The organism is uncultured Ramlibacter sp., from assembly GCF_936925435.1.
GTDB lineage: Bacteria > Pseudomonadota > Gammaproteobacteria > Burkholderiales > Burkholderiaceae_C > Ramlibacter.
In genome coordinates, this window is record NZ_CAKZHQ010000043.1 from 14013 (window position 1) to 27711 (window position 13699).

Below are 13699 nucleotides of genomic sequence, written 5' to 3' on the forward strand. Positions count from 1 at the left end.
CCTCAGGCTCCCAGGTAGGCGCGGCGCAGCCGGTCGCTGGCCAACAGGCTGGCGCTGTCGCCGCTGAATTCGATGGCGCCGTTTTCCATCACGTAGGCGCGCTGCGCGATCTCCAGCGACTGGCCGACGTTCTGCTCGACCAGCAGGATGGCCAGGCCCTGTCCGTGCAGACTGGCGATCAGGCCGAACAGTTCCTCAACCAGCAGGGGTGACAGGCCCAGCGAGGGCTCGTCCAGGATCAGCAGGCGCGGCTCGCCCATCAGGCCGCGGCCGATGGCCAGCATCTGCTGCTCGCCGCCGCTCATGGTGCCGGCCAGCTGGCTGCGCCGCTCCTTGAGCCGCGGGAAGATGGCGAACACGCGCTCCAGATTGGCCGCGCGCGAGGCCCGGGCGCGGGCGAAGGAGCCCAGCTCCAGGTTTTCCAGCACCGACAGATTGGGAAAGATGCGCCGGCCTTCGGGCACGTGGATCAGGCCGGCGCGCACCACGTCGCGGTAGTGGGCACTGGTGATGTCCTGCCCATCGAAAACGATGCTGCCGGCGCGGGCCCGCAGCAGGGCGCTGACAGTCTGGTTGAAGGTGGACTTGCCGGCGCCGTTGCTGCCCAGCAGGGCGACGATCTCGCCCGGCGCCACGTCCAGGTCGACGCCGCGCAGCACTTCCACCGCGCCGTAGCCGCTGCGCAGTTGGCGCACTTGCAGCAGGGGTGCGCTCATTGGGTGACCTCCGCCATGCGGGCCAGGCGCTGCGCCGTGCCGTGGCCCAGGTAGGCCTCGATCACGCGCACGTCGCGGGTCACGGCCGACGGCGCTCCGGCGGCGATCAGCTGGCCCTGGGCCAGCACCCAGACGTGGCTGGCCAGGTGCATCACAGCCTGCATCACGTGCTCGATCATCAGCACGGTGACGCCACCGGAGGCGATCTCGCGCACCACCGGCAGCATCTCGGCGATCTCTTGCGGGTTCAGTCCGGCCAGCACCTCGTCCAGCAGCAGCAGGCGTGGCCGCGTGGCCAGGGCGCGCGCCAGCTCCAGGCGCTTGCGGCCGGCCACGGTGAGATCGCCCGCCGGCTTGGCCAGCATGTGGGCCAGGCCGACGCGCTGTGCCACCACCTCGGCTTCTTCGAGTGCCGCCGTCCGGCCGGCGCAATGCAGGTGGGCGCCGGCGGCGATGTTCTCGTGCACCGTCTGGGCGGCAAAGGGCTGGACGATCTGAAAGGTGCGTGTCATGCCGTTGCGCGCGTTCAGGTGCGGCGCCACGCCCGTGATGTCCTGGCCGTCGAACTCGATGCGGCCGGCGTCGGGCCGTAGAAAGCCCGACATCAGGGCGAACAGCGTGGTCTTGCCGGCGCCGTTGGGGCCGATCAGGGCGCAGAGGCTGCCGGCGGGCAGGTCCAGCGAGACCTCGCGCACGGCGGCCAGGCCGCCGAAGGACTTGGACACGCCGTGCAGGCGCAGCAGCGGCTCAGCCACGGCGGCCCTTCCACAGGCTGCGCACCGACTGGCCCAGGCCCAGGATGCCGCGCGGCGCGAACATCACGATCAGCACCAGAACGCTGCCGTAGATCACCATGTTGATGCCCGGCAACTGGCCAAACAGGTTACGCGTGCCCTCGGCCAGCAGGTGCAGCACCAGGGCGCCCAGCACCGGCCCCCACAGGCTGCCCAGGCCGCCAACGATGGCGGCCACCAGGGCCTCGACCGAGGTGTGCGAGCCATAGGCGATCGAAGGGTCGATGTACTGGAACACCTGCACGTAGAAGGCGCCGGCTGCGCCCATGAAGGCGCCCGACAGGCAGATCGCACCAAGCTTGACGCGAAACGGATTGACGCCGATGGCGCGTGCCGCGTCCTCGTTGTCGCGCACCGCCTGCAGCCAGGCGCCAAAGCGCGAATGGCGCAGCCAGCAGGTGACCAGCAGGGCCAGCACCACCAGGGCCAGCGCCACCAGCACGTAGCCGCGCCGGTCGGCGAACTGCAGGTTGGCCGCGCCCTGGCGCAGCGGCACCATCAGGCCGACGCCGCCGCCGGTGAACTGCAGCGACAGTGCCAGGATGCGAAAGACCTCGGCAAAGGCCAGGGTCACCAGGGCGAAGTACGAGCCCTTCAGGCCGTAGCGGAAGGACAGGGCACCGACGAAAAGACCCACAGCTGCCGCCGCCAGCATGGCCAAGGGCAGGGCGACCCAGGGGTTGATGCCGGCGCTCATCTGGGCCAGCGCCTGCGCGTAGGCGCCGGTGCCGAAGAACAGGGCATGGCCGAAGGAGAACTGGCCGCCGTAGCCGCCGAGCAGGTTCCAGGCCTGTGCCATCAGGCAGGCGTACAGCGTCATCATCGCCAGGTTGAGCACCACGCCCGAGCCGCTGAACGCAGCCAGTGCGGCCACCGCGACGGCGAAGGCAGCGATCTGCAGCAGGTCGCGCCGCAAGGGGTTCATGGTTTGGCTCCGAACAGGCCTTGCGGGCGGAACAGCAGCACGGCGATGAAGATCAGGAAGATGCCGATCTGGCCCAGCGACTCGCCGAACCACAGGCCCCCCAGGGATTCCACCACGCCCACCAGCAGGCCGCCGGCCAGGGCGCCGGCGAAGCTGCCCATGCCGCCGAGCACGACGATGGTGAAGGCCACCAGCACGAAGCCGCCGCCGACCTGCGGGTTGACGTAATAGGCCGGCAGCAGAAAGCAGGCTGCCGCGCCCAGGCAGGCCAGGCCGATGCCAAAACTTATGGCGTAGACATGGTCGACGTCGATGCCCACCAGGCGCGCGCCGTGTTTCTCGCGGGCCACGGCGCGGATGGCGCGGCCCAGATCGGTCTTCTTGACGGTCCACAGCAGCACGGCGCAGGCCGCCAGCGCGCCGAAGAAGGCCACCAGCTTGGGCAGGGACAGCGCCGCCGGGCCGATGGCCACCGTGGCCAGGGTGTAGGACGTCTCGATGCTGCGCGTGTCGGACTTGAAGGCCAGCAGGGCGAGGTTTTCCAGCACGATGGAAATGCCCAGGGTGACCAGCAGGATGTTCTCGTCCTTGCCGTGGCTGGCCCGGTTGATCACCACCCGCTGCAATGCATAGCCGAGCGCGAACATCGCCGGCACCATGATGGGCAGGGCAGCGTAGGGGTCGATGCCCAGGCCCTGCTTGAGGTAGTACACGCCGTACAGCGCCACCATCAGCGCCGCACCGTGGGCGAAGTTGATGATGTGCAGCACGCCGTAGATCAGGGTCAGGCCCAGGGCCACCAGCGCGTAGACCGCGCCGGTGGTCAGGCCGTTGAGGACCGACGGGAACAGGATGCCGAAGTCGAACACCCGGGGCGCCACTCAGGCCTTGAGGGGGAACAGGGGGTCGGCCTCGCGGTAGTCGCGCGGGATGATGACCTTGATGTCGCCCTTGAGCACCTGGGTCATCAGCGGCTGGGCGCCCAGGTTCTGTCCCTTGTCGAACTTGGTCGGGCCGTACGGCATGATGTGGTCGGAGAATGTGCTGGACTCCAGCGCCGCGATGATGGCGGCCCGGTCGGTCGACTTGGCGCGCTCGATGGCGTCGGCCAGCAGGCGCATCGAGGTGTAGGTCATGAAGACCTCGTAGCTGAAGAACAGGCCCTTGGCCTCGACGCGCTTTTTCAGCTCCAGGCTGCGCTTGTCGCGCGGATTGAACCAGTGGTTGCAATCGATGATGCCGTTGGCAGCCTCGGGGAACTCCTTGACGAACTTGTAGCTGGAAGCCGCGCCGCCGAGCACCGAGTAGATCGCCTTGGGGCTGACCTTTTGCTGCTGCATGGTGCGCACCAGCAGGGCGTACTCGTTGTAGTAGTTGGCCGGGATCACGATGTCGGGGTTGACCGCCTTCATGCGCAGCACGATGTTGTTGAAGTCGCGCGTCGGGTTGGCGTGCTTGATGACTTCCTTGACCTCGTAGCCGTAGCCGGGCAGCTCGCGCGCCAGCAGCTGTGCCGTGCCGGTGCCGAACAGCGACTCCTCGTGGATGATCATCACGGTCTTGGCGGGCTTGCCGGCGGCGGTGTTGAGCACGTGCAGGTTGGCCACCGCGACCTCGGCGCACTTGCGGTAGCCGGGGCCGAAGCGGAAGGTGTTCTTCAGGCCGCGCTCGACGATCTGGTCGGCCACGCCGACATCGACCACGTGCGGCAGGTTGTACTTGGCCGCAGCCTGGGTGGTCGCCAGGCAGATCGCCGAGGCGAAGGCACCGACCACGGCGCTGACGCCGGCCTCGTTCATCTTCTCGATCTCCGCCGTGCCGGCCGCCGGCGAGGACTGGGCGTCGCCCAGCAGGGCTTCGATCTTGGCGCCGCCCAGCGACTTGATGCCGCCGGCCTTGTTGATGTCCTCGATGGCCATCAGCGCGCCTTCGCGGCATTGCTGGCCGGAGTAGGCCAGGGCGCCGGTGACAGGATGCAGCACGCCGATGCGCACCGTCTTGGGCTGGGCGCCGCCGACGAGCGGGAAGGCCATGGCCGATGCGGCGGCACCGGCCTGGGCGATGAAACGGCGGCGATTGCTGGGCGTGAGGCGCATGGTCATTTCTCCTGATGGGTCAATGGAACTGGGCTGAAAAGGCGCGGCTGACCCAGACCTTGGCGTCGATGTCGCCAACGCGGGACAGCTGCATCTGGTACTCGTAGCGGTCGGGCCGGTACAGGCCGTGCAGCCATTGCACTGGCCGGCCCTGTTCGTCGTGGATCAGGCGGCGCACCGCCAGCAGGGCCGAGCCCACGGCCAGCCCGAGGTGGGCGGCGACCTGGGCGTCGGCCAGCCGGGCCGAGATGGTCTGCTGCGCGCCGCCCACCCGTACGCCGGATTCCTCCAGCAGCAGCAGGATGGGCTTGCGCGCCAGTTCCTTCTTGCCGAAGCCGCTGGCCAGGGCGGCGGGCACCCAGGTGGTGATGTGCGACAGCGGGCCTTCGCGGGTGGAGCGCACCCGCACGGCCTTTTGCACCGGCGCGCCGGCATCCAGCCGCAGGGCCTGGGCGACATCAGGCGTCGCCGCCACCTCGCTGACCTCCAGCACCTTGACCGTGGTGTTGAGGCTGGTGCTGACCAGGTTTTCCAGCAGGCCGGTCAGGCGCGTGGTCTTGCTGCCGGTGCGCGGCGCGCGTGGTGGCGGCGCGTCGGCTGGCTTGGTACCGCGGCCGCGCTCGCGCGAGATCAGGCCTTCGCCGGCCAGCTCCTGCAGGGCCCGGCGCACGGTGACGCGGGCCACGCCGAACTGCTGCATCAGGGCCATCTCGCCGGGCAGGCCCTGGGCGAAGCGGCCTTCGTGCAGTTGCTCGCGCAGCACCAGGTAGATCTGGTGGTACTTGGGCAACGGCAATGTTTGTGACATCGGCCGCCATCCTCTGGCGCTTCCATTGTCCTGTCAATAGGACATTTGATGGGACATTTGCGCCGGTCCTGCCGGGCGCTGTCTTTGGCGTCAGGCGATGGAGTAGCCGCCGTCGACCGGGATGGCCGTGCCGGTGATGAAGTCGGAGGCGCTGCTGGCCAGGAAGACGGCGATGCCGGCCAGGTCGGGCGGCACGCCCCAGCGCCCGGCGGGGGTGCGCGCCAGCACGCGCTCATTGAGGCCCTGGACCTGGTCGCGCGCCTTGCGTGTGAGCTCGGTGTCGATCCATCCGGGCAGCACCGCATTGGCCTGGATGTTGTCGGCCGCCCAGGCCGTGGCCAGCGAGCGGGTGAACTGCACGATGCCGCCCTTGCTGGCGCCGTAAGCCGGCGCATAAGGCGCGCCGAAGATGGACATCATCGAGCCGATGTTGATGACCTTGCCGGCGCCGGCCGCCTTCATGGGCGCGTGGGCGGCGCGCGAGCACAGGAAAGCGCTGGTCAGGTTGGTGTCCAGCACCGTGTTCCAGTCCTCCAGGCTCAGGTCCTGCGGCGGCTTGCGGATGTTGGTGCCGGCGTTGTTGACCAGGATGTGCAGGGCGCCGTGGCGTTCCAGCACCTGGGCGATCAGGCGTTGCACCGAGCCCTCGTCGGTGACGTCGGCTTCCACGGCGTCGGCTTTCAGGCCCTGGGCCTTGAGGGCCTCGACGGCGGCGGCCGATTTGGCTGCATCGCGCCCGACCAGCACCACGCTTGCGCCGGAGCGCGCCAGGCCGCGCGCCATGGCCAGGCCGATGCCGCCGTTGCCGCCGGTGACCAGGGCTGTTTTTCCGCTCAGATCGAACATGGAGACCTCTTTGTGCCAATGGGGGCTCAAGCATAATTGCAGCCATGCGCCAGATCGTTCTCGACACCGAAACCACCGGCCTGTCCGCCGAAGGCGGCGACCGCATCATTGAAATCGGCTGCGTGGAGCTGTTTGCGCGCAAGCTCACCGGCAACAACAAGCATTTCTACCTGAACCCGGAGCGCGACAGCCACGAAGACGCGCTCAAGGTGCACGGCATCAGCAACGAGTTCCTGCGCGACAAGCCCAAGTTCGCGGCTGTGGTCGAGGAACTGATGGAGTACCTGCGCGGCGCCGAGATCATCATCCACAACGCCGCCTTCGACGTCAGTTTCCTGAACAAGGAACTGGAACTGGTCGGCCGGCCCGGCTTCAAGACCGTGGTGGGCAGCGTCACCGACACCCTGGTGATGGCCAAGGAGATGTACCCCGGCAAGCGCAACAGCCTGGACGCGCTGTGCGACCGGCTGGGCGTGGACAACTCCAGCCGCACCCTGCACGGCGCCTTGCTGGATGCGGAGCTGTTGGCCGACGTCTATATCAACCTCACGCGCGGCCAGGACGCGCTGCTGATCGACGTGGCCGACACCAGCGCGGCGGCCGGCATCGCCACCCGCATCGACCTGACAGCCTTCACGCTGCCGGTGCTGCTGGCCAGCGAGCAGGAAACCACGGCCCACGAAGAGGTGCTCATGCAGTTGGACAAGGCCAGCGGCGGCAAGACGCTGTGGCGGCAGAACCCTGCTCAGCCTGTGGCATAATTGCAGGCTTCCTGAACGAATTCAGGGCGATTAGCTCAGGGGTAGAGCACTGCATTCACACTGCAGGGGTCGCAAGTTCGAAACTTGCATCGCCCACCAGACACAAAGCCGGCCTCGCGCCGGCTTTTTGCTGTCCGGCGTCGGCCGGGTCAGGTGGCCCAGGCCCGTCTGCGCTGGGCGACAATGGCCGTATGGGTTCACAGATTCATGTTGTGCCGGGCAGCACTGCGCTCGTGCTCGACTCGCCGCACAGCGGCGTTCACTATCCCGCCGACTTCGCCCACGCCTGCGATCCGCTGCTGCTGCGCCAGGCCGAGGACACCCACGTCGAGAAGCTCTACGCCTTCGCGCCCGGCCTGGGCGTGGCCTGGATCGAGGCGCTGTTTCCGCGCAGCTATCTCGATGCCAATCGCAACACCACCGAAATCGATGCCGCGCTGTTCGACCAGACCTGGCCCGACGCCATCGAGACCGACCCCGCGGCCCTGGCCAAGGTGCGCCTGGGCAAGGGCCTGATCTGGCGCCTGACCGACGATGGCCTTCCCCTGTACGACCGCAAGCTCCGCGTCGCCGAGGTCCAAGCGCGCATCGCCAACTGCTGGCGGCCCTACCACGCGGCCGTGGCGGCCGCGATTGACGCCGCGCACGCGCGCCATGGCTACAGCATCCACCTGAACTGCCACTCCATGCCGGCCATTGCCAGCAGCCACGCCACCGGTTTTCCGGGCATGGTTCACGCCGACTTCGTCATCGGCGACCGCGACGGCAGCACGGCGGACCCGCGCCTGTCGGCCCTGGTCTGCGAGCACCTGCGCGGCCTGGGCTACAGCGTGGACTACAACCATCCCTACAAGGGCGTGGAACTGGTGCGCCGCTACGGCGAGCCGGCGCGCCAGCGCCACAGCCTGCAGGTGGAGATCAACCGCAAGCTCTACATGGACGAGCAGACGCTGGAGATGACGGCCGGCTTCGACGCCTTGCGCACGAACCTGCGCTCCCTGGTGGAACTGCTGCTGCAAATCGATCCGCGCACTTTCGCCTGATGGACCAGGTCGACGCCCTCGTCATTGGCGCCGGCGTGGTCGGCCTGGCTGTCGGCCGGGCCTTGGCCCAGGCTGGCCTGGAGACCATCGTGGCCGAGGCAGGCACGGCCATCGGCCAGGGCGTGAGCTCGCGCAACAGCGAGGTCATCCACGCCGGCCTCTACTACGCCCCCGGTTCGCTGAAAGCCCGCCTGTGCGTGCAGGGCAAGGACCTGCTCTATGCCCTGTGCGAGAGCCATGGTGTCGGCCACCGACGCTGCGGCAAGCTGGTGGTGGCGCAGAACGGCGCCGAGGTCACTGCACTGCGGGTGCTGGAGCAGCGCGCGGCCGCCAACGGCGTGCCGGTGCAATGGCTGGATGCTGCCCAGGCACGCGCCCTGGAGCCCGACCTGCAATGCGCGGCGGCGCTGCTGTCGCCGACCACCGGCATCGTCGACAGCCACGGCTTCATGCTCGCCTTGCAAGGTGACATGGAGCGCGCCGGCGGCATGCTGGCCCTGGGGTCGGCCGTCGATTCCGCTGTGTTGGGCCGCGGCGGCGAGCCCCATGTGCTGCGGCTGGCCGATGGCAGCGAGATCGCGGCACGCGCCATCGTCAATTCGGCCTCGCTGCATGCCTGCGCGCTGGCGCGGCGCTTCCAGGGACTGGACCAACGCCACATCCCGCAGGAATATTTCGCCAAGGGCAGCTACTACGCCTTGGCCGGCAAGGCGCCGTTCTCGCGCCTGGTTTACCCGGCGCCGGCCGATGCCTGGCTGGGCGTGCACCTGACGCTGGACCTGGGCGGCCAGGCCAAGTTCGGCCCCGACCTGGAATGGCTGGATGCGCCCGTGCCGGAGGCGATTGACTATGCGGTCGACCCGCGCCGCGCCGACAGCTTTTATGCCGAGGTGCGGCGCTACTGGCCGGCGCTGCCCGACGGGGCGCTGCAGCCCAGCTACAGCGGCGTGCGTCCCAAGATCTATGGGCCGGGCCAGAGCGCGCCGGATTTCCGCATCGACGGGCCCGCGGTGCACGGCGTCGCCGGCCTGGTCAATTTGTTCGGCATCGAGTCGCCGGGCCTGACCAGTTCCCTGGCCATCGCCGCCCTGGTTGTGAGTGAAATCGGCCTGTAAGCCTTAGAAAATGGGCCTGGCCAGCTATCGATTTGATAGCTTTTGCAGGGCTTTCGCGGCTTCACCGACCAACTCGGGGCCGCGGTAGATCAGGCCTGTGTAGATCTGCACCACGTCGGCGCCGGCTTCGATCTTGCTCAGCGCATCGGCTGCGCTGAGCACGCCGCCCACGCCGATGATGGGAAAGCCCTTGCCCAGGCGCGCGCGCAGCTGGGCGATCACCCGGTTGCTCGCTAGCAGCACCGGCGCGCCGCTCAGGCCGCCGGCTTCTTCGGCATGCGGCAGGCCCTGGACGGCATCGCGCGCGATGGTGGTGTTTGTGGCGACCACGCCGTCCATGGCGTGGCGCTGCAGCGTGGCGGCGATCACGTCGACCTGGGCCTCGTCGAGGTCGGGAGCGATCTTCACGAAGATGGGCACGCGGCGGCCGTGCTGTTGCGCCAGTTCCTCGCGCCTCTGCGCCACCGCGCCCAGCAGGGCGTCCAGCGCTTCGTCGCTTTGCAGGGCGCGCAGGTTCTTGGTGTTGGGGCTGGAGATGTTGACTGTCACGTAGTCGGCGTGCGGATAGACGCCATCCAGGCAGGCCAGGTAGTCGCTGGTGGCGTTCTCGATGGGCGTGGCGGCGTTCTTGCCGATGTTCAGGCCCAGGATACGGCCCTTGGCGCGGAAGGACGAGCGCTGCACGTTGGCCAGGAAGGCGTCCAGGCCATCGTTGTTGAAGCCCAGCCGGTTGATCAGGGCATTGGCCTGCGGCAGGCGGAACATGCGCGGCTTGGGATTGCCCGGCTGGGCCTTGGGCGTGACGGTGCCGACCTCGACAAAGCCGAAGCCCATGGCGCCCAGACCGTCGATGCAGCGCGCGTTCTTGTCCAGGCCGGCGGCCAGGCCGACGCGGTTGGGAAAGCGCAGGCCGGCCAGGGTGACCGGGTCGTCGACCATGGCGTTGCACCAGGCCCAGGCCAGGGGCGTGCCCTGCAGGCAGGCCAGCGACTGCATGGTCAGGTCATGGGCGGCTTCCGGGTCGAGGCCAAAAAGCAGGGGACGGGCGAGCGAATAAGGCAGCAGGGACATTGGATAATTCCGTGAAACTTCCGAGATTTTCCCAGATGACCCAAGACGAACTCAAAACCCTGGTCGGCCAGGCCGCCCTCCAGTACGTTGTGGCCGGCGAAATCGTCGGTGTCGGCACGGGCTCGACAGTGAACAAGTTCATTGAGGCCCTGGCCACGATGAAGGACCGTATCCCCGGTGCGGTCTCCAGCTCGGTGGCATCCACCGAGCGGCTGCGCGCCATCGGCATCCCGGTGTTCGACGCCAACGAGGTGGGCGAGTTGTCGGTCTACATCGACGGCGCCGACGAGATCGACGGTCGCGGCCACATGGTCAAGGGCGGCGGCGCGGCGTTGACGCGCGAGAAGATCGTGGCGGCTCAGTCACGCCGCTTCGTCTGCATCGCCGACGAGTCCAAGCTGGTGCAGGCGCTGGGCGCCTTCCCGCTGCCGGTGGAAGTGATCCCGATGGCGGCCCAGCGCATCGCGCGCCAGTTCGCGGCCCTGGGCGGCAAGGTGGCGCTGCGCCTGAAGGACGGCCAGCCGCTGGTCACCGACAACGGCCAGCACATCCTGGACGTCACCGGCCTGAGCATCAGCGAGCCGCTGTCCTTCGAGAGCGAGGTCAACCAGTGGCCTGGCGTGGTGACGGTGGGCGTCTTTGCCCACCAGAAGGCCGCCGTCTGCCTGCTGGGCACGGCTAGCGGCGTGAAGACGCTGACCTACTGAGCCGGGCGGCGGCTCAGAAGCGGATGCCGGTGGGGTTGCTGGGGGAGGGGCCAGCAGCGGCCGGCGGCGCGGCCACAGGCGCCGGGGCTGGCGGCGGTGCGGCTTGCGCGGCCGGAGCTGGTGCCTGTTGCTGCACAGCCACCAGCGGCGAGGCTGCCGGCTGGCGGTAAGAGGAGGGCAGCTGCGATGTCTTGGGATAGCCCGCGGCATCCAGGAATTGCGACCACTCCACTTCCGAGTAGCCTTTGAGCTGCTGGCCGCCGATGGTCACGAAGGGCAGGCTGGAAGCGCCGCTGAGGCGCTTGAGGGCGTCGATGTCCTCATTGCTCGCAACGAGCTTCTCGCTGAAGGGGATGCCCCGGCTGGCCAGCAGGGCCCGGCCGCTGCCGCACGGGCCGCAGTTGGGGCCGGTGTACAGGGTCACCGGGTACTTGGCGGCCACCTGGCGCAATTCGAAGGGCAGGGCGGCGGTGGCATTGCCCGATCCCGCACCCTGCATGGGCACCGTCGGTGCAGCGGCGGCGTTTTTGGCGCTGGGCTCGGGCGGCGGCTTGTCCGAAAAGGTGACGCGGCCGTCAGGCCCGGTGATGCGGTAGACCTGAGCGTGCACAGCAGGGGCCAGGATGGCGGCCATCAGGCCGGCAAGGCTGGCAGCGAGCAGGGGACGGGTAACAGGCATCAGCTTCCTCTCCAAGAGCGATGGGGATGGGGACAGTATCTCAGGCCATGCCCTGGTGGCGTAACAAGGCGTCAAGTGAAGGTTCGCGGCCGCGGAAGGCCTTGAACGACTCCATGGCGGGCCGGCTGCCGCCGGCTTCGAGGATGGCCTCGCGGTATTTTCGCCCGGTTTCGATGCTGGGCGCGCCGTCCTTGCCGGCCGCTTCCTCGAAGGCCGCATAGGCGTCAGCCGAGAGCACCTCGGCCCACTTGTAGCTGTAGTAGCCGGCGGCGTACCCGCCCGCGAAGATGTGGCTGAAGGTGTGGGCCGTGCGGCTGAAGGCCGGCGACTGCAACACCGCCACCTCGGCGCGGACCTGGGCCAGCAGCGGCATGAAGTCCTGCGCCGGGTCGTGCTCGGTGTGCAGCAGCATGTCGAACAGGGAGAACTCGATCTGGCGCAGCGTGCTCAGGCCGCTCTGGAAGTTCTTGCCCGCCGTCATCTTGTCGAACAGCTCGCGCGGCAGTGTTGCGCCCGTGTCCACATGGGCCGTCATGTGCTTGAGCACGTCCCACTCCCAGCAGAAGTTCTCCATGAACTGGCTGGGCAGTTCCACAGCGTCCCATTCGACGCCGCTGATGCCCGAGACGTCACGCTCGTTGACGCGGGTGAGCAGGTGGTGCAGGCCGTGGCCGAACTCGTGGAACAGGGTGGTGACGTCGTCGTGCGTCAGCAGCGGCGGCTTGCCGTCCACACCGTCGGCGAAGTTGCACACCAGATGGGCGATCGGGGTTTGCAGCTTGCCGTCGTCGGGACGCAGCCAGCGGGCCCGCACGTCGTCCATCCAGGCGCCGCCACGCTTGCCGCTGCGGGCGGCCGGGTCCAGGTAGAACTGGCCGACCAGCTCGGTGCTGATGCGGTCGCCTTGCTTGCGCTCGCGCTCGATGCGGTAGAACTCCACGCCCTCGTTCCACACCGGCGCCACGTCGCGGCGGATGCTGACCTCGAACAGGGTCTCGACAATCTTGAACAGGCCCGCCAGCACCTTGGGCGCGGTGAAGTACTGCTTGACCTCCTGTTCGCTGAAGGCATAGCGCTCTTCCTTGAGCTTCTCGCCGATATAGGACCAGTCCCAGGGCTGGGGGTCGTTCAGGCCCAGCTTGTCGGCGGCAAAGGCGCGCAGGTCGGCAAGGTCCTTGAGGGCATAGGGCCGGGCCTTGGCGGCCAGGTCGCGCAGGAAGGCGATGACCTGGGCGGGCGAGTCGGCCATCTTGGCCACGACCGAGACCTCGCCGAAGTTGTTGAAGCCCAGCAGGCGGGCCTCCTCCTGGCGCAGGGCCAGGATCTCGCGGATCAGGGCGCTGTTGTCGAATTGGGCGAACTCGGCCGGCGCCTGGTCGCTGGCGCGGGTGACGTAGGCGCGGTAGAGCTTTTCGCGCAGCGCGCTGCTGTGGGCGAACTGCATCACCGGCAGGTAGCTGGGCATCTTCAGCGTGAGCTTGTGGCCGGCCTTGTCCTCCGTCTGGGCCGCCGCGCGCGCGGCCTGCACCACATCGGCCGGCACGCCGGCGAGCTCGTCTTCGCTGGCGTAGTAGCTCCAGGCATCGGTGGCATCCAAGGCGTGCTCGCTGAACTTCTGGCTCAGTTCGGCCTGGCGCTCCTGGATGGCGGCAAAGCGTTCCTTGGCCGCGCCCGTGAGCTCGGCGCCGCCCAGCGCGAAGTTGCGCATGGCATTTTTCTGCGCCTGGCGTTGCTCGGGGTTGAGCGCGGCCGGGTCTATGGATTTGTACTTGGCGTAGAGCCGCTCGTCCGAGCCCAGGCGCGTCCAGAACTCGGTGACCTTGGGCAGGGCCTCGTTGTAGGCGGCGCGCAATTGCGGCGTGTCGGCCACGCTATTGAGGTGGCTGACCACGCCCCAGGCGCGGCCCAGCTGCTCGGTGGCGCAGTCCAACGTGCGGGCCAGGGCTTCCCACTGGGCGGGGAACTCGGGCGCCACCACCTTGTCCAGCGCCTCCTCGCTTTGCGCCAGCAGCGCATCGATGGCGGGGACCACGTGTTCGGGTCGGACCTGATCGAACAGGGGGAGGTCGGAGAAGTCGAGGAGGGGATTGCTCATATCCCTTCCATTTTGCGACAGCCGGCGCTGTTTCAACCGGGAC

At 68.3% G+C, this 13699-nt stretch carries 14 protein-coding genes and 1 tRNA gene; 5 read left to right on the plus strand and 10 right to left on the minus strand.

Features of this window, described 5'->3' with window-relative positions; genetic code table 11:
* Positions 1-2: 2 nt before the first annotated feature.
* From Q0632_RS16355 to Q0632_RS16385, 7 genes are all read right to left on the minus strand, one after another.
* Positions 3-716, minus strand: coding sequence for an ABC transporter ATP-binding protein (locus tag Q0632_RS16355; protein ID WP_298932111.1), 714 nt, complete (start codon positions 714-716; stop codon positions 3-5).
* Positions 713-1471 carry an ABC transporter ATP-binding protein gene (locus tag Q0632_RS16360; protein WP_298932113.1) on the minus strand — a complete coding sequence of 253 codons (759 nt, stop codon included), beginning with the start codon at positions 1469-1471 and terminating at the stop codon, positions 713-715. Before Q0632_RS16360 ends, Q0632_RS16355 begins: the two co-directional genes overlap by 4 nt.
* Positions 1464-2435, minus strand: coding sequence for a branched-chain amino acid ABC transporter permease (locus Q0632_RS16365; RefSeq protein WP_298932114.1), 972 nt, complete (start codon positions 2433-2435; stop codon positions 1464-1466). The genes Q0632_RS16360 and Q0632_RS16365 overlap by 8 nt, the downstream gene beginning before the upstream one ends.
* Entirely contained in the window at positions 2432-3304 is an 873-nt protein-coding gene (locus Q0632_RS16370; protein WP_298932233.1) for a branched-chain amino acid ABC transporter permease, read from the minus strand. Before Q0632_RS16370 ends, Q0632_RS16365 begins: the two co-directional genes overlap by 4 nt.
* Before the next feature lie 12 nt (positions 3305-3316).
* Positions 3317-4531 (minus strand): ABC transporter substrate-binding protein, encoded by a 1215-nt coding sequence (locus Q0632_RS16375; protein WP_298932116.1) that lies wholly within the window; start codon positions 4529-4531, stop codon positions 3317-3319.
* Between the two features lie 19 nt (positions 4532-4550).
* On the minus strand, positions 4551-5339 hold the full coding sequence (locus Q0632_RS16380) for a GntR family transcriptional regulator (protein WP_298932118.1): 789 nt from the start codon (positions 5337-5339) through the stop codon (positions 4551-4553).
* A 90-nt stretch (positions 5340-5429) separates the two neighbouring features.
* Positions 5430-6185, minus strand: coding sequence for an SDR family NAD(P)-dependent oxidoreductase (locus Q0632_RS16385; RefSeq protein WP_298932120.1), 756 nt, complete (start codon positions 6183-6185; stop codon positions 5430-5432).
* A gap of 44 nt (positions 6186-6229) precedes the next feature.
* Between Q0632_RS16385 and dnaQ the strand changes: the two genes are divergently transcribed.
* The 4 genes from dnaQ (at position 6230) to Q0632_RS16405 (ending at position 9104) form a co-directional block, all read left to right on the plus strand.
* Entirely contained in the window at positions 6230-6946 is a 717-nt protein-coding gene (dnaQ, locus tag Q0632_RS16390; RefSeq protein ID WP_298932122.1) for a DNA polymerase III subunit epsilon, read from the plus strand.
* Positions 6947-6970: 24 nt separating this feature from the next.
* Positions 6971-7045, plus strand: a tRNA-Val gene (locus tag Q0632_RS16395).
* Positions 7046-7137: 92 nt separating this feature from the next.
* On the plus strand, positions 7138-7989 hold the full coding sequence (locus Q0632_RS16400; protein WP_298932124.1) for an N-formylglutamate amidohydrolase: 852 nt from the start codon (positions 7138-7140) through the stop codon (positions 7987-7989).
* Entirely contained in the window at positions 7989-9104 is a 1116-nt protein-coding gene (locus Q0632_RS16405; RefSeq protein WP_298932126.1) for an NAD(P)/FAD-dependent oxidoreductase, read from the plus strand. Before Q0632_RS16400 ends, Q0632_RS16405 begins: the two co-directional genes overlap by 1 nt.
* A 24-nt stretch (positions 9105-9128) precedes the next feature.
* Here Q0632_RS16405 and Q0632_RS16410 read toward each other — a convergent pair whose 3' ends face one another.
* Positions 9129-10175, minus strand: a complete 1047-nt coding sequence (locus Q0632_RS16410) for a quinone-dependent dihydroorotate dehydrogenase (protein ID WP_298932128.1) — start codon at positions 10173-10175, stop codon at positions 9129-9131.
* A 35-nt stretch (positions 10176-10210) separates the two neighbouring features.
* Here Q0632_RS16410 and rpiA point away from each other — a divergent pair, with 35 nt between their 5' ends.
* On the plus strand, positions 10211-10882 hold the full coding sequence (gene rpiA / locus Q0632_RS16415; protein WP_298932130.1) for a ribose-5-phosphate isomerase RpiA: 672 nt from the start codon (positions 10211-10213) through the stop codon (positions 10880-10882).
* 13 nt (positions 10883-10895) lie between these two features.
* On the opposite strand, the gene Q0632_RS16420 is transcribed toward rpiA, so the two are convergent.
* Positions 10896-11561 carry a glutaredoxin family protein gene (locus Q0632_RS16420; protein ID WP_298932132.1) on the minus strand — a complete coding sequence of 222 codons (666 nt, stop codon included), beginning with the start codon at positions 11559-11561 and terminating at the stop codon, positions 10896-10898.
* A gap of 40 nt (positions 11562-11601) precedes the next feature.
* Positions 11602-13656 carry a M3 family metallopeptidase gene (locus tag Q0632_RS16425; RefSeq protein WP_298932135.1) on the minus strand — a complete coding sequence of 685 codons (2055 nt, stop codon included), beginning with the start codon at positions 13654-13656 and terminating at the stop codon, positions 11602-11604.
* Between the last annotated feature and the right edge of the window lie 43 nt (positions 13657-13699).

What these genes read in the sequence shown, in the direction of transcription:
- Q0632_RS16400 (WP_298932124.1), top strand. Translation starts at nt 7,138, where the DNA reads ATGGGTTCACAGATTCATGTTGTGCCGGGCAGCACTGCGCTCGTGCTC.
- Q0632_RS16380 (WP_298932118.1), bottom strand. Translation starts at nt 5,339, where the DNA reads ATGTCACAAACATTGCCGTTGCCCAAGTACCACCAGATCTACCTGGTG.
- Q0632_RS16410 (WP_298932128.1), bottom strand. Translation starts at nt 10,175, where the DNA reads ATGTCCCTGCTGCCTTATTCGCTCGCCCGTCCCCTGCTTTTTGGCCTC.
- Q0632_RS16355 (WP_298932111.1), bottom strand. Translation starts at nt 716, where the DNA reads ATGAGCGCACCCCTGCTGCAAGTGCGCCAACTGCGCAGCGGCTACGGC.
- Q0632_RS16385 (WP_298932120.1), bottom strand. Translation starts at nt 6,185, where the DNA reads ATGTTCGATCTGAGCGGAAAAACAGCCCTGGTCACCGGCGGCAACGGC.
- Q0632_RS16420 (WP_298932132.1), bottom strand. Translation starts at nt 11,561, where the DNA reads ATGCCTGTTACCCGTCCCCTGCTCGCTGCCAGCCTTGCCGGCCTGATG.
- Q0632_RS16405 (WP_298932126.1), top strand. Translation starts at nt 7,989, where the DNA reads ATGGACCAGGTCGACGCCCTCGTCATTGGCGCCGGCGTGGTCGGCCTG.
- dnaQ (WP_298932122.1), top strand. Translation starts at nt 6,230, where the DNA reads ATGCGCCAGATCGTTCTCGACACCGAAACCACCGGCCTGTCCGCCGAA.
- Q0632_RS16365 (WP_298932114.1), bottom strand. Translation starts at nt 2,435, where the DNA reads ATGAACCCCTTGCGGCGCGACCTGCTGCAGATCGCTGCCTTCGCCGTC.
- rpiA (WP_298932130.1), top strand. Translation starts at nt 10,211, where the DNA reads ATGACCCAAGACGAACTCAAAACCCTGGTCGGCCAGGCCGCCCTCCAG.
- Q0632_RS16425 (WP_298932135.1), bottom strand. Translation starts at nt 13,656, where the DNA reads ATGAGCAATCCCCTCCTCGACTTCTCCGACCTCCCCCTGTTCGATCAG.
- Q0632_RS16375 (WP_298932116.1), bottom strand. Translation starts at nt 4,531, where the DNA reads ATGCGCCTCACGCCCAGCAATCGCCGCCGTTTCATCGCCCAGGCCGGT.